Source organism: Streptomyces sp. CC228A (assembly GCF_021390935.1).
GTDB lineage: Bacteria > Actinomycetota > Actinomycetes > Streptomycetales > Streptomycetaceae > Streptomyces.
Genome location: NZ_JAJPUI010000010.1, coordinates 69175 through 89628 on the forward strand (window position 1 = coordinate 69175; position 20454 = coordinate 89628).

The 20454-nt window shown below is 76.4% G+C and carries 17 protein-coding genes; 9 read left to right on the forward strand and 8 right to left on the reverse strand.

Features of this window, described 5'->3' with window-relative positions; translation table 11 throughout:
- Positions 1 to 162 precede the first annotated feature (162 nt).
- Entirely contained in the window at positions 163 to 558 is a 396-nt protein-coding gene (locus tag L6E17_RS25055) for an anti-sigma factor (RefSeq protein WP_236242968.1), read from the forward strand.
- A gap of 102 nt (positions 559 to 660) precedes the next feature.
- Here L6E17_RS25055 and L6E17_RS25060 read toward each other — a convergent pair whose 3' ends face one another.
- From L6E17_RS25060 to L6E17_RS25070, 3 genes are all read right to left on the reverse strand, one after another.
- A complete protein-coding gene (locus tag L6E17_RS25060; RefSeq protein WP_236242969.1) occupies positions 661 to 1782 on the reverse strand; it encodes a methyltransferase domain-containing protein in 1122 nt (373 codons plus the stop codon).
- 302 nt (positions 1783 to 2084) lie between these two features.
- On the reverse strand, positions 2085 to 2726 hold the full coding sequence (locus L6E17_RS25065; RefSeq protein WP_236242970.1) for a TVP38/TMEM64 family protein: 642 nt from the start codon (positions 2724 to 2726) through the stop codon (positions 2085 to 2087).
- Between the two features lie 478 nt (positions 2727 to 3204).
- Positions 3205 to 3963, reverse strand: coding sequence for a class I SAM-dependent methyltransferase (locus L6E17_RS25070; RefSeq protein ID WP_236242971.1), 759 nt, complete (start codon positions 3961 to 3963; stop codon positions 3205 to 3207).
- 504 nt (positions 3964 to 4467) lie between these two features.
- On the opposite strand from L6E17_RS25070, the gene L6E17_RS25075 reads away from it, so the two are divergent.
- From L6E17_RS25075 to L6E17_RS25095, 5 genes are all read left to right on the forward strand, one after another.
- Complete coding sequence (locus tag L6E17_RS25075; RefSeq protein ID WP_236242972.1) at positions 4468 to 5889, forward strand: NAD(P)/FAD-dependent oxidoreductase; 1422 nt, start codon at positions 4468 to 4470, stop codon at positions 5887 to 5889.
- Between the two features lie 157 nt (positions 5890 to 6046).
- The gene (locus L6E17_RS25080) at positions 6047 to 6835 is read left to right on the forward strand and encodes an MTAP family purine nucleoside phosphorylase (RefSeq protein WP_236242973.1); all 789 of its coding nucleotides are present in this window, start codon (positions 6047 to 6049) and stop codon (positions 6833 to 6835) included.
- Entirely contained in the window at positions 6832 to 7665 is an 834-nt protein-coding gene (locus tag L6E17_RS25085) for a TIGR04283 family arsenosugar biosynthesis glycosyltransferase (RefSeq protein ID WP_236242974.1), read from the forward strand. The genes L6E17_RS25080 and L6E17_RS25085 overlap by 4 nt, the downstream gene beginning before the upstream one ends.
- A 424-nt stretch (positions 7666 to 8089) precedes the next feature.
- The gene (locus tag L6E17_RS25090) at positions 8090 to 9766 is read left to right on the forward strand and encodes a radical SAM protein (protein WP_236242975.1); all 1677 of its coding nucleotides are present in this window, start codon (positions 8090 to 8092) and stop codon (positions 9764 to 9766) included.
- A gap of 240 nt (positions 9767 to 10006) precedes the next feature.
- Positions 10007 to 11281, forward strand: coding sequence for a lysine N(6)-hydroxylase/L-ornithine N(5)-oxygenase family protein (locus L6E17_RS25095; protein WP_236242976.1), 1275 nt, complete (start codon positions 10007 to 10009; stop codon positions 11279 to 11281).
- Positions 11282 to 11389: 108 nt separating this feature from the next.
- Here the strand turns inward: L6E17_RS25095 and L6E17_RS25100 are convergent, their stop codons facing one another.
- Positions 11390 to 12229, reverse strand: coding sequence for a ScbR family autoregulator-binding transcription factor (locus L6E17_RS25100; RefSeq protein WP_236242977.1), 840 nt, complete (start codon positions 12227 to 12229; stop codon positions 11390 to 11392).
- A 396-nt stretch (positions 12230 to 12625) separates the two neighbouring features.
- Between L6E17_RS25100 and L6E17_RS25105 the strand changes: the two genes are divergently transcribed.
- Positions 12626 to 13393, forward strand: a complete 768-nt coding sequence (locus L6E17_RS25105; RefSeq protein WP_236242978.1) for a response regulator transcription factor — start codon at positions 12626 to 12628, stop codon at positions 13391 to 13393.
- Between the two features lie 792 nt (positions 13394 to 14185).
- Here L6E17_RS25105 and L6E17_RS25110 read toward each other — a convergent pair.
- A complete protein-coding gene (locus tag L6E17_RS25110) occupies positions 14186 to 14506 on the reverse strand; it encodes a hypothetical protein (protein ID WP_236242979.1) in 321 nt (106 codons plus the stop codon).
- A gap of 596 nt (positions 14507 to 15102) precedes the next feature.
- Between L6E17_RS25110 and L6E17_RS25115 the strand changes: the two genes are divergently transcribed.
- Entirely contained in the window at positions 15103 to 15372 is a 270-nt protein-coding gene (locus tag L6E17_RS25115) for an acyl carrier protein (protein WP_236242980.1), read from the forward strand.
- A gap of 818 nt (positions 15373 to 16190) precedes the next feature.
- Positions 16191 to 16697 (forward strand): nuclear transport factor 2 family protein, encoded by a 507-nt coding sequence (locus L6E17_RS25120; protein WP_236242981.1) that lies wholly within the window; start codon positions 16191 to 16193, stop codon positions 16695 to 16697.
- 563 nt (positions 16698 to 17260) lie between these two features.
- Here the strand turns inward: L6E17_RS25120 and L6E17_RS25125 are convergent.
- The 3 genes from L6E17_RS25125 to L6E17_RS25135 all read right to left on the reverse strand — a co-directional run bounded on the left by L6E17_RS25125 (position 17261) and on the right by L6E17_RS25135 (position 20443).
- On the reverse strand, positions 17261 to 17632 hold the full coding sequence (locus tag L6E17_RS25125; protein ID WP_236242982.1) for a CAP domain-containing protein: 372 nt from the start codon (positions 17630 to 17632) through the stop codon (positions 17261 to 17263).
- Between the two features lie 814 nt (positions 17633 to 18446).
- Positions 18447 to 19253: an enoyl-CoA hydratase/isomerase family protein gene (locus tag L6E17_RS25130; RefSeq protein WP_236242983.1), complete on the reverse strand. Its 807-nt coding sequence runs from the start codon at positions 19251 to 19253 to the stop codon at positions 18447 to 18449.
- Entirely contained in the window at positions 19250 to 20443 is a 1194-nt protein-coding gene (locus tag L6E17_RS25135; RefSeq protein ID WP_236242984.1) for a beta-ketoacyl synthase N-terminal-like domain-containing protein, read from the reverse strand. The genes L6E17_RS25130 and L6E17_RS25135 overlap by 4 nt, the downstream gene beginning before the upstream one ends.
- Positions 20444 to 20454: the final 11 nt, after the last annotated feature.

Sequence of the window (20454 nt, forward strand, 5' to 3'; positions counted from 1 at the left end):
CGCCAGCGGAGACCCGCGGCCCGCCGGAAGCCGAGGCTCCGGTCGGGACCGGGGCTCCGCACCGCCGGGACGCCGGCCACTTCGGGAGGCCCGCCACACCGGCACCGGCCCCACCGGGTGGAATGGGCGGAATGCGTGACATGGCGAGCGGGTTTCCGGCATATGAAGACGCTGCTTTGCCGGCGGACTCCCGGCATATGGTCCCAGTGCCGTGAAAGGCTGCTCCACTTGCGGCTGCGGAGATCGGTGGGGCCGTACGCGGACGGGGAGCTCACCGGCGCCGCGCGGGCACGGGTCGCCGAGCACATCGCCCGCTGCTGGGTGTGCAGCGGCACCCTGGAGACCCTGCGCCTCGTCAAGTCCTCGCTGCGCCGCGGCCCGCAGCGCGCACCCGCCTCCTCGCCGCCGCCCGCCTCCACCGCTACGCGCACCGGCTGGCCGGCGATCCCTCCGCGCCGGCGCCACCCGTGGGCAGCGGCCCCGGCACACCGGGCGGGGGGCGGGCGAAGTCAAGCCGCCCACCGGTCTCCTGACCCCTTACCCCCGTACCCCCTTTGAACCGGTGGACCCGGTGGACCCGGTGGACCTGGTGGACCCGGTGGAGCCGGTGGAGCCGGTGGACCCGGTGGGAGGGGGCAGCGGCAGGCGGCCGCGCGGTGGTCAGCAGCAGGCGGCCGCGCCCTGACCCGGCGCCGAGGACGCACCGGCCGCCGTCGCGGGGCCGCACGGAAACGGGCCGAAGTGGGTGGACTTGTCCCCTGTGACGGTGAAGTGGGGCGCGTAGCGGGTCGCGGAGAGCATGTCCGCCGTGTTCCCGCAGACCAGCAGGGGCTTCCCGGTCGGGAAGTGGTGGTGGTCGTCGAGGTCGAAGGCGTGCGGGTGCTCCGGCAGGGTCCCCCGGTAGACCGCCACCTGCCCGTAGTCCTCGCAGAGGTCCTCCAGCGGCAACTTGAAGGCGCGCACCGTGCGCGAGGTGAACGTGGCGAAACCGATCTCCCGCGCCACCTCGGGGTCGGTCAGCTCCACCGGCGACTCCGCCACCGTACGGGCGTCCGCGCAGCCGGCCCGGTCCAGCACGCGGCGGAAGTCCTCGGTGTAGAGGGCGCCGGCGAGGCACTCCCCCACCAGGACGGGGTTGTCCAGCAGGCCGGCGGGCAGCCGGCGGTCGGCGAAGATGTCGGAGACGTACATCTCGCCGCCTTCCCTGAGCACCCGGAAGATCTCGGCGAGGACCCGCGGCTTGTCCGGGGACAGGTTGAGCACGCAGTTGGAGACGACCAGGTCCACGGACCCGTCCTCGATGCCGGCGGCGGCGAGGTCCTCGATGTAGCCCTGGCGGAACTCCACGTTCGCGTAGCCGAACTCCTCGGCGTGCCAGTCGGCGTGGCGGCGGGCCACGGCCAGCTGCTCGTCCGTCATGTCGACGCCGATCACCCGGCCCGTCGGCCCGACCAGCTGGGCCAGGACGTACACGTCGCGGCCGCTGCCGCAGCCGAGGTCCAGGACCGTGGCGCCCTCCAGGGCCGGGGGGATGGGGGAACCGCAGCCGTAGTAGCGGTCCTTGACCTCCTCGTGTACGCGATTGAGGGCGGCGGCGATGTGCGGCGGAGGAGCGGTCGCCGTGCAGCAGGCGGTGGTCTTCAGGTCGGCGGAGGACGCCAGCACCTTGCCGTAGTAGTCCTTGACGGCCTCTGCCACCTGCGACGGCCCGGGCTGCCCGGGCTGCTCGGACTGCTGGGACTGCTGGGACTGGCCTGGCTGCTGGGTCACTTCGGTCGTCATGCCTCTTCCTCACGTCGTCAGTCGCCCGCGCCCGTACGCACCGAGCGGGCCGTGCGTCGGGAACCCGGCGACCCGCCGCCCACCTTCCCGCCGCCCGCCCTTCCTGCCCTTGCCTTCCCGTCCCCGCCTTCCGGGTCTCCCGGCCCGGCCCGTGACTCCGCCGCCATCCGCCGCGACGCCTCACCCGAGCCGTCGGGCCGTGGAGCGGTGGAGCCGTCGAGCTGTCGAGCTGTCGAGCCGTGGAGCGGTGGGGCCGTGGGGCCGTGGGCGCCGCAGTGCCGAATGGACTGGAGAAGACCTGGTCAACGCCCCCGCTGCTCGACGGTCTTCGCGCCCTCCCTCTTCGCCGCCCTCCCGTAGCGGCGGGCAGCCCAGCCGCCGCCGACGCTCAGCACCACCAAGGCGCCGATGGCCGCCCACAGCATCGGGGAGCCGGGCTGACGCAGGGCGCCGCCCAGGCCGACCAGGGTGAGCGTGCCCGGCACGATGCCGAGCGCGGTGGCCGTCACGAACGGCAGGAAGCGCACCCCGGACACGCCCGCACCATAGTTGACGAGGTTGAAGGGGAACAGCGGCACCAGCCGCATGACCAGTACGGCCAGGAAGCCGCGCCGTGCGAGGAAGTCGTCCAGCCGGGCCAGCCGCCCCGTTCCCGCGTACCGTTCGACGGCCGGGCGGCCCAGCCGGCGGCCGATACCGAACGACAGGGACGCGCCGGCGGTCGCCCCCACCAGGACGGCCGCCGCGCCCACCGGCACGCCGAACAGCGCGCCCGCGGTCGCGGACAGCACCGCGCCGGGCAGCAGCCCGGTCACCGCCAGCGCGTAGCACAGGGCGAAGACGAAGGGGGCCCAGGCGCCGAGTGCGTCGACCCGTTCGCCGACGCCGGCCAGCAGCCGGGCCCCGTCCAGGGCGGCCCACGCCGCCAGGCCGCCGAGCAGCACGGCGAACGCCAGCAGCCGCAGCAGGGGGCCCCGCGGCCGCCCCGCCCCGCCGCGCCGGGCTCGGCCCGCGACGGTGCCGTCGGCGCCGGTGCTTCCGGCACCGGTGCGGGGGCCGTGCCGTCGCCGGTCGTGCCATCGGTGCCGGTGCCCGTGTCCGGGGCGTGCGGGTCGTGCGGGGCATGGGGTGCGTGGGGGTCGTGGGGGTCGGCGCTGCGCGGGCTGCCGGTGCCGCCGGTGTCGGTGTCCGTGCCGGTTCCAGGGATCATGCGGGTCCGTCCTCACGGCTGCGGGCGGCGCCCGGCCGGGGCGCGGTGCCTGGTGGTGTGTGGGGCCAGTCGGGGCGCGGTGCCAGGTGGTGGGTGGGCCGGTCGGGGCGCGGGGCCCGTAGGTCGGTGGGCCGGTCGGTGTGGTGCCGGGTGCGGTACGGGGCCGGGCGGACCGCGGGGCGTTCAGCGGTGACGGGTGCGGGCGCCGGCCGTCACGGTGCGGTGGGTACGGCGACGACCCGCCGCAGCGGGAGTTCCAGTCGGCGCCCGGGGCGCGCCCAGGCGGCGAGGGCGCGTCCGGCCGACGCGGTGCGCTCCGGCGGGACGCCGGGCAGGTACAGCCCCTCGACCAGCAGCGACACCGCGGCGGGCGTCTCCAGGGCGAGGCGGAACACCCGGCGCTCGTCGGAGCGGACCGTGAAGCCCGCCCCGCGCAGGACCCCGGCCAGTCCGTCCCGTGCCTGCGGGTTCGGCCACGGCTGGCGGACGGCGCGCAGCGCGCCCATCACCCGCGCCCATCCGAGCAGCCCGCGCGGGGACAGCCCGGAGCCGGACGGCACCAGCGCGGCCAGCACCCCGCCGGGGCGCAGCACCCGCCGTGCCTCGCTCAGCACCCGCGGCAGGGGCGTGAGCACCGGGAGGCACATCGCGGCGCACACCGCTCCCGCTGTGGCCGCGCCGAAGGGCAGGGCGTCGGCCCCGGCCCGGACCAGCGGGCCCCGGCCGCGCCGGGCGGCCTCCGCGAGCTCCCCCGCGGAGAGGTCCACTCCGACCCAGTCGGCACCGGCCAGTTCCGCGCGGGTGGGTGCCGATCCGCACGCCAGGTCCAGCACGGGGCCCGGCACGGTCCGCAGGGGCTCGGCCAGCCACGCGTACGGGGACGTCTCGGCCAGCCCGAGCAGCCGCTCGGTGATGCCGGGACGCGCGTCGTGGTAGGCGCTCACGTACCGGCGCCAGGACCGTTCGTCCATCACGGCCGCCTCCTTCCGTCCTGACCGCGTCGGGAACCCGGCCACCCTGCCTCATGCCGGGTTCCCGACCCGTGCTACCCCGCGCCGGGAACCCGGCCGGTGCACCCGGTCATTCCCGCCGGGGCCCTCGTTCCCGTCCCTGCCCCCGTTCCCTCCACGCCCTCCACCCCGTCCCTGCCCCCGTTCCCTCCACGCCCGCGTTCCCGTTCCTGCCCCGTACGTCTCCCGCGGCCCGGCCGCAGCATGCACCGCCCGCACGCGAGGAACCCGGCCACACACGGCACAGAAGGCGCGCGAGGCCACAGAGGGCACGCGAGGGCGCCGAAGGCACGCGGGCACGGGAGGCAGGCGTGGAAAGGGGGGCACACGAGGAAGGGGGGATGGGAAGAGGAGGAGAAGGGAAGGCGCCACGGGGCATGGCGGGTTTCCGACGCAGCAGGGAGCCGGAGAGCAGGACACAGCACCACCGAGCGGGCCCAAGCGGCGGAATGAGGGAATCCACCCATGAGCAGTGCACGCGCGTACGACCTCGTGGTCATCGGGGGCGGCAGCGCCGGCCTGACGGCCGCCCGCACCGCGGGCCGTTTCGGCGCCCGCACCCTGCTGGTGGAGCGCGACCGGCTGGGCGGCGACTGCCTGTGGACCGGCTGCGTGCCCAGCAAGGCGCTGCTGCACGTGGCCGCCGAGGTGCACGCGGCCCGCGGGGTCGACCGCTACGGGCTCGCCGCGCCCGCCGGCCCCGCCGACCTGGCCGCCGTGATGCGGGACGTCAAGGGCGCCATCGCGGCCATCGAGCCGCACGACTCGCCCGAGGCCCTGCGGCCGTTCGGCGTGGAGGTGGCGTACGGCCCGGCCGTCTTCACCGGCCCCCGCACGCTGTCGGTCGGCGAGCGGCGGGTCTCCTTCCGGTACGCGCTGGTCGCGACCGGTTCCGCGCCCGCCCTCGCCCCGGTGCCGGGTCTCGCCGAGGCCGCGCCGCTGACCAGTGACTCCGTGTGGGACCTGGAGCGGCTGCCGGAGCGGCTCGCGGTGCTGGGCGGCGGCCCCATCGGCTGCGAGCTGGCGCAGGCCCTCGGCCGGCTCGGGTCCCGGGTGACGCTCGTCGAGGCGCAGGACCGGCTGCTGCCCCGCGAGGAACCCGACGCCTCCCGGGTCGTACGGGAACGGCTGGAGGCCGAGGGGGTGACCGTCCTGACCGGGTACCAGGTGGAGAAGGTCGCCGACGGCGCCCTGCACGGCCCCGGCGGCGAGACCGTCCCGTACGACGCGCTCCTCGCGGTCACCGGGCGCCGCCCCCGCACGGACGGCCTGGACCCGGCGGCGGCCGGGGTGGAGGTGGACGGCCGCGGCCACATCCGCGTCGACGACCGGCTGCGCACCACCAACCCCCGGGTGTTCGCGGCCGGGGACGTGACCGGCACGTCGGCGTTCACGCACCTGGGCGGCGTCCAGGGCGGCACCGCCGCCACCAACGCGCTGCTCGGGCCGGTGCGCCGCATCGACCACCGGGCGGTCCCGTGGGTGACGTACACCGACCCGGAGGTGGCCCGCGTCGGGCTGACCGCCGACGAGGGCCGCGCGGCGCACGGCGACCGGGTGCGGGTCCGCACGCTGCGGCACGACCGCGTGGACCGGGCCGTCGCCGACGGCCGCACCGAGGGCTTCACCACCCTGGTGCTCGACCCGCGGGGCCGCGTCGTCGGAGCGACCGTGGTGGCACCGCGCGCCGGGGAGACCATCGCGCACCTGGCGACCGCGGTAAGGCTCGGCTGGACGGCGTCGCGGTACGCGGGGACCGTCCACCCGTACCCGACGTACGCCGACGGGCCGTGGCACGCCGCGATCCTCGACGTGCACCAGCGGCTGGCCCGGCACAGCCGGGTCATCGGCGGCCTCGTCGGGCTGCGGCGGCGGGTGCGCCCGTGACCGGGGAGGTCCGCCCTCCGCGGGGGCGGCCGGGCCCGCCCGGACGGGGACGCGCCCGGCGGACGCGTACGGGCGCGGGCCCTCGGCGGACGCGTACGGGCGCGGGGCGCGCGGCGCCCGCATCAGTAGCAGGCACGGCACAAGGGGAGGAACCCACATGCGCATCGGTGTCATCACCGGCTCGGGCAGCTATGCCTGGCCCCACCTGGACGACGCGTCCGACGAGACGGTCGGCACGGAGTACGGCGACGTGCCCGTCACCCGGGGGCGGCTCAAGGGGACCGAGATCGTGCAGCTGTCCCGGCACGGCGCACAGCACCACCGCCTGTCCCACCAGGTCGACCACAAGGCCAACCTCGCGGCCCTGCGCGCCTGTTCCGTGGACGGCGTGATCTCGCTGACGGTGTGCGGGGCGGCTGACGCGGGCGCCGCGCCCGGCTCGCTCGTGGTCTTCGACGACCTGTACTTCCCGTCGAACAGGCTGCCCGACGGCTCGCCGTGCACGTGGTTCACGGCGCCCGGCGAGGCCGGCCGGGGGCACTGGATCTTCGACAGGCCCTTCAGCGAGCCGCTGCGGCGCGCCCTGCTCGCCGGCGCGGAGGGCCTCGGCGTGCCCGTCCTGGCGGGCGGGGTGTACGGGCACGTCGACGGGCCCCGGTTCAACACGCGCAGCGAGATCGCGGCACTGGCGGCCGCCGGGGTCACGGCGGTCAGCCAGACCGCGGGCCCGGAAGTCGTCCTGGCGGGGGAGGCGGAACTCCCCCTGGCCCTCGTCGGCTTCGTCACCGACTACGCCAACGGCGTGGCCCCCGAACCGGAGCCGGTGGAAGCGCTGCTGGAGCGCATGGCCGCCAGCAAGGGCGTCTTCGCGGAGCTCGTGGGGCGGGCGGTGTCGGGGCTGGAGGCGGTGGAACCGGCCGGATTCGTCTACCGGTTCGGGTCATGAGCGGCCCGCACCGCGAGAAGTCCGGAAACGGCTCGGGGCCCGCGCCCGCGGCCCCGCTGCCGACCGTGTCGATCGTCGTGCCGGTGCTGAACGAGGAGGACACGATCGTGGCGGCGGTGCGCCGGCTGCGGCGCGACTTCCCCGGCTGCGAGCTCGTCGTGGTCGACGGCGGGTCCACGGACGCGACCGCGGAACTGGCCGCGCCGCACGCCACCCTCGTACGCAGCGAGCGGGGCAGGGCCCGGCAGATGAACGCCGGCGCCCGGCACTGCACCGGGGACGTGCTCTGGTTCGTCCACGTCGACACGGAGATCGCGCCCGCCGCGCTGGACCAGATCCGCACGGCGATGTCCGACCCGCGGGTGGTGGGCGGCGGGCTGACCCTGCGCTTCGACCGCCGCAGCCCTGGCCTGGACTACCTCGCGTACACGTCCAACGCGCGCGCCCGGCACCTGCGGCACATCTTCGGCGACCAGGCCATGTTCGTCCGGCGCGGCGTCTTCGACGAGCTCGGCGGCTTCCCGGACCTGGCCATCATGGAGGACCTGGAGATGTCCCGCCGCCTCGACCGGCGCGGCCGGCTGGCGCTGCTGCCCGCCACGTCCACGGCGTCGGCGCGGCGCCTCGTCGCGCACGGCGTGTGGCGGATGACCGTGTTCATGCAGTACCTGAAGGTGCTGTACTTCGCGGGCGTCGACCCGGAACGCATCGGCCGGCGCTACGCGGCGGGCCCGCCCCGCCTCCTGCGGCGCCGCCCGCCACGCCGCCCGGACGGCGGGCGGAACCGGCGCCTCCCACGTGCCGTGCCGGCGGACCGGCCGCGGCCCTGACCCCGTGCCGGCGGACCGGCCGCGGCTCTGCCGCCGCGGCGGCGGACGGCTGCGGCACTGCTCCCGTGGCGGCGGGCGGCCGCGGTTCGACGGCCGCCCGGGCTCGCGCGTACGGCCGCCGGCTCCGGTCCGCGGCCCGGACGGCGATGCGGGCCCCGGCCCACGGGCGCCGCGGGCTCGGGTCCCGCCGCCCCCGCGCCGCCCCGGTCCGCCCCGCGCCGCGCCTCCGTCCTCCGCACTCCTCCGTCCATGGCCCGCCTCAGCCCGCACCGCGGCCTGACCGCACCGCCACAGGTCGCGGCCGGGCCGGCACCGCCCCCCAGCCCGTCCGGCACCGCCCCCCCAACCCGTCCGGCACCGCCCCCGACCCGTCCGGCACCACCACCGGAACACGCCCCTTCCGTACACCCTTTGGAGACAGCTCATGCGGATCGCAGTATGCGGCGGCCCCTACGGCAACCCGTACGCCCTCCGGGCCTTCGTGGACGACGCCCGCGCCCGCGGCGCCCAGCGCCTCTACTGCCTGGGCGACCTGGGCGGCTTCGGCGCGGAGGTGGACGCCCTGTGGCCGATCCTCACCGGCGCCGACGTCACCTGCGTGGCGGGCAACTACGACGTGGCCGTCGCCCGCGGCGACACGGACTGCGGCTGCGGCTACCGCGACCCGAAGGACAACGAGTTCGCCCAGCTCATCTACGACCACACGCTGGCCACCACCAGCCGCGACTTCGCCGCCTGGATGGGGGCGCTGCCCACCGAGCGCCGGGAGACCCTCGGCGGGGTCGACGTGCACATGGTGCACGGGTCCACCCTCGCCCTGAACGACTTCTGGTGGGAGTCGCTGCCGGAGGAGCAGCACCGGCTGCGGGCGGCGGCCTCCGGCGCCGGCGTCGTCCTGTGCACCCACAGCGGGCTGCCCTGGCAGAAGCGGGTCGACGACACCCTCGTCGTGAACGTCGGAGTGCTCGGCAAGCCGGCCAACGACGGGAAGCGGAACGTCTGGTACGCGCTGCTCGACCTCGACGAGGGGCGCGCCGAGGCGGAACTCGTCCCCCTGGACTACGACTGGCGGGCGCAGGCCGCCTCCATGCGGGCCGCGGGGCTGCCCGAGGTGTTCGTCGAGACCATCGAGACCGGCTGGTGGACCACCTGCCTGGAGGTGCTGCCGCCGGCGGAGCGCTCCCGCGGCCGCTACCACCTCTACCGCTCCACGCTGCCCACCGGCTTCCGCCCCGCCGACGACGGCTGGGGCTCCGCGCCGGGCGCGGACCTCTCGGAGGACCGGCCGGTCGTGCCGCTCTTCGGCAGCGCGTACTTCCCGTCCCGCCTGTGGCTCTACACCAACTTCCACTGCAACCTGGCCTGCGACTACTGCGCCGTCGCCTCGTCCCCCAAGGCGGCGCCGCGCGTGCTGACGGCGGACCACTTCCGCGGGCTCGTCGACGAGGCGGTCGCCGCGGGCTTCGCCGAGCTGTACGTGACGGGGGGCGAGCCCTTCCTGCACCCGGACATCGTGGCCCTGCTCGACTACGCCTCCGCGCAGCTCCCCACGGTCGTCATGACCAACGCCATGCTGCTGCGCGGCCGCAGGGCGCAGGGACTGGGGGACCTCGCCGGGCGCAAGCTGACCGTGCAGACCTCGCTGGACGGGGCCACGGCCGCCACCCACGACCGGCACCGCGGCGCGGGCTCCTGGCAGCGCACCGTCGCCGGTATCCGCCACCTGATCGACCTGGGGCTGCCGCCGCGGGTCGCGCTCACCGAGACGCCCGAGAACACCGCGGAGGTCCCCGCGACCGCTGCCCTGCTGGCCGGGCTCGGACTGCCGGAGGACCACTTCGCGGTGCGGCCGCTGCTGCGGCGCGGGTTCGCCGAGACCGGCGTGGAGATCGGCGAGGACACGTCCGTGCCCGAGCTGACGGTGAGCGGGGACGGCCTGCACTGGCACCCCGCGGGCGCCGACACGGCCACCAGCCCGGACATGCACCTGGCGCCCGCGGGCACACCGCTGGAGCGGGGCAAGCAGCTCGTCACCGAACGGTTCTTCGCGGCCCGCCTGGCGGACGGCAGCCTCCCCCGCCCGGTCCACTGCGCCATCTGACCACTGCGCCATCTGACCACTGCCCCAACTGCCGCCCGCCCCTGACGCGGCCCTGTCCCCGGCCCCGGCCCCACCCCGGCTCCGTCCGACGCCCGGCCGCACCACCGCACCGCACCACCACGCGGCGCCGCACCGCACCGCACCGCACCGCCCCGAGCAGCGCCCCCAGCGCACCACCGCACCACTGCAGAGCCGCAGAACCGCAGAACCGCAGAACCGCAACCGAAAGGCCCCACGCCCATGCCGCAAGCCACTTCCGCGCCCGCGACAGCCTCCGCGCCCGCCTCCGCCGCCCGCGGGCCCGCCGCGGGCGGCGTCCCGCACGTCGCGATCGTCGGCGCCGGACCCGTCGGCCTCGACGCGGCGCTGGCCTGCGCCGACGCCGGCTGGCCGTTCACCGTGTACGAGGCCGCGGACGGCCCGGCCGCGCACGTCGGCGCCTGGGGGCACGTCCGCCTGTTCACCCCGTGGGATCTGAACGTGTCACCCCGGATGCGCGCCCACCTCGCCGACGCGCCGCGCGGGGGCGACTGCCCGACGGGCGCCGAACTCGTCGCCCGGCTCCTGCGGCCCGTCGCCGAACTGCCCGTGCTGCGGGACCGGATCCGCTACCGGACCCGTGTCGCCGGGATCGCCCGCGCCGGCCTGCTCAAGCACGAGCACATCGGCACCCCCACCCGGGCGGGCGCGCCGTTCACGCTGCTGCTGGACACCCCGCACGGCGAGGAGAGCGCCGCGGCGACCCTCGTCCTCGACTGCAGCGGCACCTACGCCCACCCGAACACGCTCGGGGACGGCGGCATCCCCGCGCCCGGCGAGCGGTCCCTCGGCCACCGCATCACCCGCACCATCCCCGACACCGCCGACCCGTCCCGCTGGGCGGGCACCGTCCTGCTGGTGGGCGCCGGCAAGTCCGCGCAGACCGCCGCCCGCGACCTCGCCGCGCTCCCCGGCACCCGGCTCGTCTGGGCGGTGCGCAACCCGGCGCCCGACTGGGGCGAGGTCCCCGACGACACGCTGCCCGCCCGGCAGGGCCTCGTCGACGCGTCCCGTGCGCTCGCGGGAGGCGGCCTTGAGCGCGTCACGGTCCACACGGGCGCCCGGGTGGCGTCCCTGAAGGCGTCGCAGGACGGCCGGGTGACGGCGGTCCTGGACACCGGCGCCGGGCCCCGGGAGGTGGCGGCCGACCACGTCGTCTCCCTCACCGGTTACACCGGCGACCCGGTGCTCCACCGCCAGCTCCAGGTCCACGAGTGCTACGCGACGGGCGCCCCCATGGCCCTGTCGGCGGCGCTCCTGTCCGCGGGGGGCGCGGGTGCCGACTGCCTCGCCCAGCCGGCCGCCGGCATCGACCAGTTGCGCAGTCCGGAACCGCACTTCTTCGTGCTGGGCGCCAAGTCGTACGGCCGCCTCAACACCTTCCTGCTGCGCAGCGGTTACGAGCAGGTCGACGAGGTCGCCGGTGCGTACGCCGCGCAGCCCGGCGCCGCCGCGCGGTCCGGTACGGACGGGTAGCCGTGGGCGCCGGACCGGCCCGGTCCGACCGGCCGCGCCGGGCGGCGGGGAGCACGTCGCGGCGGCCCGCCGTACGGCGGGGACGCGCGGCGCCGGTACGGTCCGGCGTCACCGGCTGCCGTGCAGGGTGGTTGCGTGGGCGGCGCCCCGGGTGGAGGCGTTGCGGGGCGGGGCGCTCCGGGCGGGCCCCGCCGCCGCGGCGCGCGGCGTCCCGTGCGGCGGACCGGCAGGCGGGGACAGCGGCGGGGACGGCGGCACCGCGGGGGACTTGGCGGCGGGCCGCACGTCGGCCAGGCTCTGCTGCGGGGTGATGACCCCGTCGGTGCCCGCCGGGTCGAGGCGTTCCAGTTCCTCCGGGGTCGCCAGCCGGGGCAGCAGCAGCTGCCAGAAGCCGGTCACCGAGTACCGGGACAGCCACTCCTGGTTGCGCCGCCCCAGCACCTCGAAGCCGATGGTCGCGGCGACCACGGCGGCGGCCATGTCCCCGCGGTTCACGCCCGCCGCGAGGCTGCCCTCACCGGCTGCCTCGGCCAGCATCTGCTGGACGAACTGCTGCCACTCGCGGCGCAGGTCCACCTCGCCGGTGCGGGTGGTGTCGCAGCTGAGCCGGAAGCCGGCCCGGGTGACGGCGTCCCGGCGCAGCAGGTGCGCCAGGGCGTGCGAGGCGTCCGTCAGCGCCTGCAGGGCGGGGCTGACGGCGCGCCCCCCGCGTGCTCCTCGCCGCACTCCGCGGTAGGCGGCGCGCAGGGCGCGGGACGCCTCGGTCTCCACGGCCGCGGCGACGGCCGCCTTGTTCTCGAAGTGGAAATGGAGGGCCCCCGTGCTGACCCCGGCCCCTGTGGAGATCAGTGCGAGCCTCGCCTGGGCGTAGCCATACTCCTCGAACACCGCGGCAGCCGACTTGATCAGGGCACGGCGGGTGCGCTCGGCCCGTTCCTGCTTGCTCAACGGAGCCTCCCCTCGACAGTGGAGGGCCGGGTGGGGCGGCCCGGACGTGTGGGCGCGGGAGTGCGGGTCTCCTGCACGCGATGGGACTGCAGCATGCAGGTATCAAACCATCTCCCTGGTTTGTTTTCCAGTGACGTCCGTGCGCGTGACGCAATCGGTACGCCGTTCCGACCGGCGGGAAGACCCCCCTGCCACCCCGCACGACCACCGGTAACACCCGTATCCAGGAGGCGGATCGGGCGCTCCGGTGCGATAGTCGGGACCGTGCCCGCTTGGCGCAGAGACGACCGAACAAGCCTTTCGAACCTTTGACAAACCGCCGAAGCGGTTTGTAATCTTCTGACGAACGGTCGGCTAGCGGCATCCCAGGCCGCGCGAACGTGCAGGAGCCAGCAGATGAATCAGCAGACCGCAAGTCTCCTCGAAGCCCGCATACTGCACCAGCAGCCCGCCCGGCGCGCGCCCACGCCGCCGCGCGGCACCGCACCGGACGCCCGTACGGGCCTGCGCGTCCTGGTGGTCGAGAACGAAGCGCGCGCCGCCGAGTCCCTGGTCCTGGGCCTGCGCCGGCACGGGTACGAGGCGGACAGCGTCAACACCGGCGCGAGGGCCCTGCAGGCCCACACCGAGACCGACCTGGTGCTGCTCGACTTGGACCTGCCCGACCTCGACGGCCTGGAGGTGTGCCGGGGCATCAGGGCCGCCTCCGACACCCCGATCATCGCCATCACCGCACGCGACACCGAACTGGACCGCGTGCTCGGGCTGCAGGCCGGGTCGGACGACTACATGGTCAAGCCGTACGGGTTCCGCGAGCTGATGGCCCGTATCGAGGCCGTGATGCGGCGGGTGCGGCCCCGTCCGCCGGCCGCCCACGTCATCACCAGCGGCCCGCTGAGCATCGACGCGCGCACCCGGCAGGTACGGCTCGACGGGCGGCCCGTCGAGGTCACCCGCAAGGAGTTCGACCTGCTGTACCTGCTCGCCTCCCAGCCCGAGACCGTGGTCTCGCGCAAGCAGCTGATGACGCAGGTGTGGGACGACTCCTGGTCGCGCCCCGGCCGGACCATCGACACCCACGTCAGCAGCCTGCGCGGCAAGCTCGGCTCCAGCAGCTGGATCATCACGGTACGGGGCGTGGGCTTCCGCTTCGGCCACGCCTGAACGCGGACCGGCCACCCCTGCAGCCGCTCCGACCCGCCGCTCCCTCCGGCCGCTCCCTCCGGCCGCTCCGGCCAGCCGCTCCGCCGGCAGGTCCGACCGCCCCGGAGTCCGACCGCCCCGAGTCCGCCTGGTCTCCGTCCCGGTCGGCGCCCTGCCCGCACGGGGCGCACCCGGCAATCGGCCGACCCGCTCCGGGAACACCCGGGAGCCCATCCGTTGCCGCCGCGGAGAAACCACCGGCTCCGCACCCGTCTCGGGATCCGCCGACCCCACCCCCGGCGCGGAGCCCGATCCGGCCCCCAGCAGGCCGCCGAGCAGGCCGCCGAGCAGGCCGCCGAGCAGGCCGCCGAGCAGGCCGCCGAGCAGCGAACGACGCCCCGGCGCAGCCCGCTCCGGTGGCCGGCGGCCACGGCACCGCGGCAGCATCCGACCGGGGGCGAACCGCAGGAATCCGACGACCGGCCGCAACGCCGCCCGGCGAAGCGGGACCGGCACACCGGGGCGCCGCCTGTGCCGCCCCGGGCAGAGGCGCCTCCGCCGACCGGCGGGTGCACCCCGGCACCAGCGTCCAGCGCCCGCACGCCCGTTCAGCGACCGTGCCACCGACGCCCGGCGACCCGTACCCACCGGGCTCGACGCCGGCGCGCGCCCCCGGCCCGCACGCCGACGTCCGCACCGCACCGCACCGCACCGGCGGCCCCTCATCGCCGGAGCACCGCACGGCTCCCGGACACGTACGCGACAGGGGACGGCCCCGCCCTCCAGGGCGGGGCCGTCCCCGTGCGTCGACGCCTACCGCGTCCTGCGCCGGCCCCCCGCCGCGAGGCGGCTCATCTGCAGCCACTCGTGGCCCAGCCACCGGTGGGACGGGTCCGCGTCGCAGACGATCCTGGCGGGCAGCTGCGGCCGGTCCGGCTGGACGGCGGCCGTGAGCCCTCCGGGGCACCCCGGCTCGACACAGGCGCCGATCGGCACCCGGCGCCGCGGATCGGGGTCCACGACCTGCCGGGCCCTGCGCACCAGCCGGGCCACCTCCTCCGTGACGTCCGCCGCGGCATCGTGCGCGGCGAGCCACGAGGAGTGGCGCACCAGCAGCGCGGCCAGCTCGGCCACCGTGCGCGCCGGCCGCGGGGCCCTCGCGGGCCCCGCCGGACGGCAGTTCGTCGGCGACCAGGGCCGCCCAGGAACGCAGCACGTCGACGATGGAGGCGCGCACCTCTGCCGCCGCGCCGCCCTCCGGCGCGGCGGGCAGCGTCCCGCACTCGTCGTACAGGGCGGGCAGCCTCTCCAGCTCCCCGACGAAGCGGTGCCCGCAGCCGAAGCACAGGCGGGCCCCCCGCTCGGCGCTGCGCCGCGGACGGCCGGACGCCTCCTGGCGGCGGCAGCCCGCACCCTCGCACTCTTTCGTGACCGTGGGCGACGGAATCGTTCGCTGACTCACCTGGACCCCCCATCATCGAATTTCCGCCAAGGTAAGTGGCCGCTCGGCGGCGGGACAAGACGGATCCCTCACCTTTGTGGACATCTTTTCCCAGCCCGCAAGCGCCTGAAAATCCCTGACACAACCTGACAGAGATCTGACACCGTCCGCGTTGACTCCCGTGACGGATGAGGACAGTCTTCTTCGCAGCTCAGCCGGACCGTGCCGAGCACGCCGATCGCGCCGTCCCCACCGACGGGCCCCGCCATACGCAGGAAAGGGAACGGGCATGTACAAGCACGAGTTCACCCTTGAGGCCTTCAGGCTCGTTCTGCTGGAGGACGCCGGCCCCGACCAGAGCGTCGACCTCGACCGGGACATCCTCGACGTCGGGTTCGACGAGTTGGGCTACCCGCCGCCGGCCCTCGCGGAGACGCTGGGCAGGATCGAGCGCGAGTACGGCATCGCGCTGGACGACGACGTGTGCAGCGACAACCCGACCCCGCGCGGGCTGATCGCCGCCGTCAACGCCCGGCTGGAACCGTCCGTCCCGGCCTGATGCCGGGTGCGGCCGGACCCTGTGGACCGGCCGCGCCCCGTCCCGCCCCACAGCACCGCGGCTGCCGTGCCGACCCGATCCCTCCCCCCAGGCACGGCGGCCGCGGTCCACAGCAACCCCCGCCCGGGCAGCGCACGTCCGGGCGCGCCGGAGCGGAGGCACCGGCGGCGGGCGGACAGCGGGACACACCCGCGCAACCGCGGCCGCCGCGGAATACCCGCCATCCGCCGTTCCCCCCGCGGACGGCTCACGGCCTCCCGTAATTCACCGTATGCGAAAGGCGTTTTCCGTGCCGGAGAACCGCGGCCACCACGCCGCCGGAACCGGACGTATCCGCGACGGTCGCCGCACGCCGATCGCGGCGGGCCGGACGCGAAAGGGACGCCATCACGCGGCACCTTCACCGCCGTTCTCCCCGCCGGCCCCGCAGACATTCTCCCGGCCGTTCTCGCCGCCGTTCTCGCCGCCTTTCCGGAATTCTCTGTTCCGCGCGGCGGAGGACGAAACTCCGCGCCCATTCCGGGGGCCACGGCCGTACGCGCGGCACCCGGCTCCGCGCGCACCCGACCGGCCACGGCGGAGAGCGGCGGCCCGACCGCCCCCACGGAGGGCGAGGCCACCGCCGCGCACGACCCGCTTCGGCCGGGCCGCGGGCTCGGCACCAGCCCGCCCACCGCGTCCCTTGACCGCCACCGCCCCGAGGCGCTCCCGCCGCGCCCCGGGACGTCGGCATGCCCGCCCGCCGCACCGGCCCGCCCCCTCACGCACACCGCGCTGACCGACACCCACCACCCGACAGAACACGCAGGAGCCTGCCCATGCCCGCAACACCCTCGACCGACGCCCAGGTCGCGCCGCTCGGCGCCCCGCTCGGGGCGCTGGCCGACCGCCTGGCCGTCAAGGACCTCCTCGACCGGTACGTCGAGGCCCTGGACCGGGCCGACGAGCCCGGGTACGACGACGACTGGTACCGGACCGTCTTCACCGAGGACGCCCGACTCGACGTGCCGGCGGGCACCCACCGGGGCGTCCGCGGCTTCGCGGCCTTCCGGCGTGCGGCGCAGGCGCGCTGGGACCGCACCCACCGCCTCGGCGGCACCCTGCTCGTGGACCTGGACGGCGACCGTGCCCGGGTGCGCGCCCACCAGGTGGCCAGCCACCGGCGCTCGGGACCCGCCCACGGGGACGACCCGTACGTGGTCAGCGGCTACTACGACGCGCGCGCCCGGCTCACCGCGGAGGGCTGGCGGCTCGACGCGCTGACGTTCCACGTGGTGTCGGCCCTCGGCAGGCCGCTGCCGTCGGCGGCCGGGGCGGTGTTCTGATGGACGGCCCGGTCCCCCTCAGAAGCCTGCTCCGCCGGCGCGTCGTCCGGTGCCTGCACGCGGTGCTGCCCCGCCGCGGCGCCGCCTCCGCGGCCCGGACCCGTACGACCGCCACGGCCCGTACCACCGGAACCACCCGTACCACCGGCCCGACCGGAACGGCCCGTACCGCCGGCCCGACCGGAACCACCCGTACCACCGGCCCGACCGGAACGGCTGGTGCGGTCGGCGCGGCGGGACCGCCTCGGACGGCGCCCGCGACCCGCGGGGCTGACCCGTGGCATGAGCGCACCGCGCGGCCGCCAGGAGGCTTCGCTGCTGCGGCACCACGTCGCCGGCGGGCCTGTTCGCCTCGGCCCGCGGGCGGGGCCCCGGCGGGCGCGCGTGGCGCGCGTCCGCCGGAAGCACCCCGCGCCCGGCCCCGCAGGCCGGGCACCACCGGGCACCCGGAGCGCCTCCGGCACGGCGGGGGCCGCCGCCGCAGCCACCCCCTCAGGACCGCTGCCGCGTACGGGCCCGGAGGGCCCCCGCCCGAACACCTCCCCGCCCGCCGGGCCGCCGGATCAGCGGCCGTCGGAGAAGTTGTGCACGCCCCACCAGCCGGACCCGTCGCGGTGGATCCCCACCCCGACCTCGGTGAACGACGCGTCCGTCTGCGCCTTGTAGTGCCCGGGGCTGTGCCGCCACATGGACTGGAACTTCTCCGCCACCTCCTGCGCGGACATCGACGCGTCGCTCCACCACACGATGTTCTCGCCGACCCAGGTGCGGCCGCCGGTCACCAGGTACTGCCTGTCCGCGTCACCGGAGTGGCCGAAGCCCGAGGCGCGCATGTGCGCGGCCCACCCCCGGGCGAAATCGCTCAGGTCCGTACGCAGGGCCAGCGGGGGCAGGCCGACGGTCGCCCGCTCGGCGTTGAGCAGCCGCAGCGACATGGCCTCCGCCTCGCTCGCGCTCGTGGAGTCCGAGCGGGGCCCGGGAAGGGTCGGGTCGGGCCCTACGGGACCGCTCCCGGACACCGGCCCCCGCTTCGTGGCGGGGACCTCGGGGCGCGGGGAGCGCGCCTCGGGAGTACGGCTCCGCGCCGGGGAGGCCGCGGCGCCGGGGGCCGCCGACCGCCCGGCCGACGCCCCGGCCGACGGCGGGGCCGACCGTGACGGAGACGGCGAGGGAGCAGCCGACGGCGCGCCCGAGGACGTCGGGGACATGCCCGCGGAAGGTGCGCCCGCCGCGCCCTCCCCAGGGGTCCCCGCCGTCACCGCCTCGTCGGCCGCACCACCGCCGGCAGCGGCCGGCGAGGCCGCACCGGTCGCACCGGTCGCACCGAGGGGGCCCGCGTCCCGACCGCCCAGTCCGACCGCGCCCACCACGGCCATACCGGCGACGACGACACCGGCCAGGGCGGCACCCGCCCTGCCCCCTCGGCGCCGCCGCCGGTGACGGCGCTCCTCCACCCGGCGCCCGCGCCGGTGCCCACCGCCCCGGCTGCCCGCCGCCCGCCCCGACCGCTCACCGCGCTGTCCCATGACCGCTCCTCCCTGTCCGCGTCCGCCGCTCTGACGGCCGCCGACAGGGAGACCCGCACGCCCCGCGCCGACAACACTTCCTGCGCCGCCGGGCTCATGGACGTGGCACGGAAAAGCGGGAGCGCCCCGGTCGGGCACGACCGGGGCGCTCGTCGGGCGACAGCCTGCGGCTCGGGCCCGCCGGCAGGGGGTGCCGGCGGGTCGCGGACCACGCCGTGGGCTGTCAGTGCCCCTCGTAGTCCGTCGAGTGGTCCGGCCCCTCCGCCAGGAAGGCGCGCACGGCACGGCTGTGGTCGCGGGTGGCGGCCACCGCCGCGGCGAGGGCGGGCAGGCAGGCGTCGGCCGCGGGCACTCCGCCGTCCATGCAGCGCCGGACGACCTCCTTGGTGGCCGTGTGCGCCCGGGTGGGACCGGTGGCGAGCCGCATCGCGTAGGCGTGCGCGTCGGCGTCGAACGACTCCGGTGGGAAGAGGGCGTTGACCACGCCCCAGTCCGCCAGCACGGACCCGCGGTAGAGGTCGCCGGTCATGACGAGTTCGCGGGCGCGGGCGGGGCCGACCCGCTCGGCCAGCCGCTGGGTGCCGCCCATCGCCGGGGTGAACGCGACCTTCCGTTCGACCAGTCCGAACCGGGCCTGCGGGGTGGCGACCACGAGGTCGCAGGCCAGGGCCAGTTCGAAGGCCGCGGTGAGCGTCAGTGAGTGCGCGGCGAACACCGTGGGGCAGGGCAGCGCCTCCAGTGCCCGGGTGAGGTCCAGTTGGGTCCGCCAGAAGGCTTCCGCGTCCTGCGGGGCGAGCTCGGCGAAGACCCGCACGTCGACCCCGGCGCTGACGACCCGGCCCTCCGCCCGCACCAGCAGGGCCCGCGGCGGGTGGGCGGTCAGCCAGGCCACCGCGTCCGCCCAGGCCGCCCACATCGCCTCGTCGAAGAGGTTCATGGGCGGGCTGTGCAGGGTGAGCACGGCCAGCGGGCCGTCGCAGGACAGCCGGAGGACCGCGCTGTCGCCGGTGAGGGACGGAGGAGGGGTCACGACACGTTCCGGAAGATGCTGATCGCGTTGTTGCCGCCGAAACCGAAGGCGTTGTTCTGGACGTACCGCAGGTCCGGCACGGCCAGCGGGGCGCCGGTGACGAGGTTGACGCCCGGCTCCACGTCGTCGGGGTCGACCGCCGTCGGCGGGACGAGGCGGTGCCGCAGCGCCAGGCAGGCCGCGACGGCGTTGGCGGCTCCGGCGGCTCCCATCAGGTGGCCGACGGTGCCCTTGATGGCGGTGACCGCCGCCCTCGGGTAGTGCTCCGCGAAGATGCCGCCCTCGATGGTGTCGTTGGCGCGGCTCCCGGTGCCGTGGGCGAAGACCACGTCGATGTCGTCGGCCTTGAGTCCGGCCTCCTCCAGCGACCTGCGGTGGCAGGCGGCGACACCGTCGCGGTCCGGCGCGGTGGGGTGGTTCGCGTCGTTGCTGACGGCGGTGGCCAGCACCTCCGCGTACGGGGTGGCGCCGGCGTGCAGGGCGCGCTCGGTCTGCAGGACGAACATGCCCGCGCCCTCGGAGGGCGTGACGTAGCGCCGGCCGCGGGTGAACGGCTTGCAGGGGACGGGCCCGATCGCCTGCAGGGTGTTGAACCCGATGATGTTCTTCTCCGAGTACGGGTCGCAGCCCCCGACGACCGCGGTGTCGGCGACGCCCGCGCGCAGCATCTCCAGGGCGCACGACAGCGCCACGTTCGCGGAGGCGCAGGTGCTCTGCAGCAGGTAGGCCGGGCCGGTGGCGCCGACCGTACGGGCCACGCCCTGGGCGATGGAGTAGCTGGAGAAGCCGCCGATCCCGGCGGGGTCCCTGCGCCCGGCGACCACGTCCTCCAGCGCCTCGGCCTGGCCGTCGCTGCTGCCGACGCAGACGACGGCGCCGCGCAGCGCCGGGTCGCCGGGTGCCAGCCCGGCGTCCCGCAGGGCTTCCAGCGCGGCGAACTCCGCGAACAGCGACGCGGCGCGGGGCCGTTCGCGGGTGACCGCGTCCACGGCGGCCAGGGCTGTCTCGCGGGCCTCCTGCGGCACCCGGCCGCCGAGGATGCCGGGCTTCATCCCGGCGTAGAGCGGCGGCAGTTCCACGAAGCGGCTGCGGCCCGCGCACAGGTCGTCCCAGAAGGGGGCCGTGCCCGCGCCGGCCGGCGAGATGACGCCGAGACCGGTGATGAAGACCCGCGCCGCTCCCTGGTCCATCCTTGCTGCTC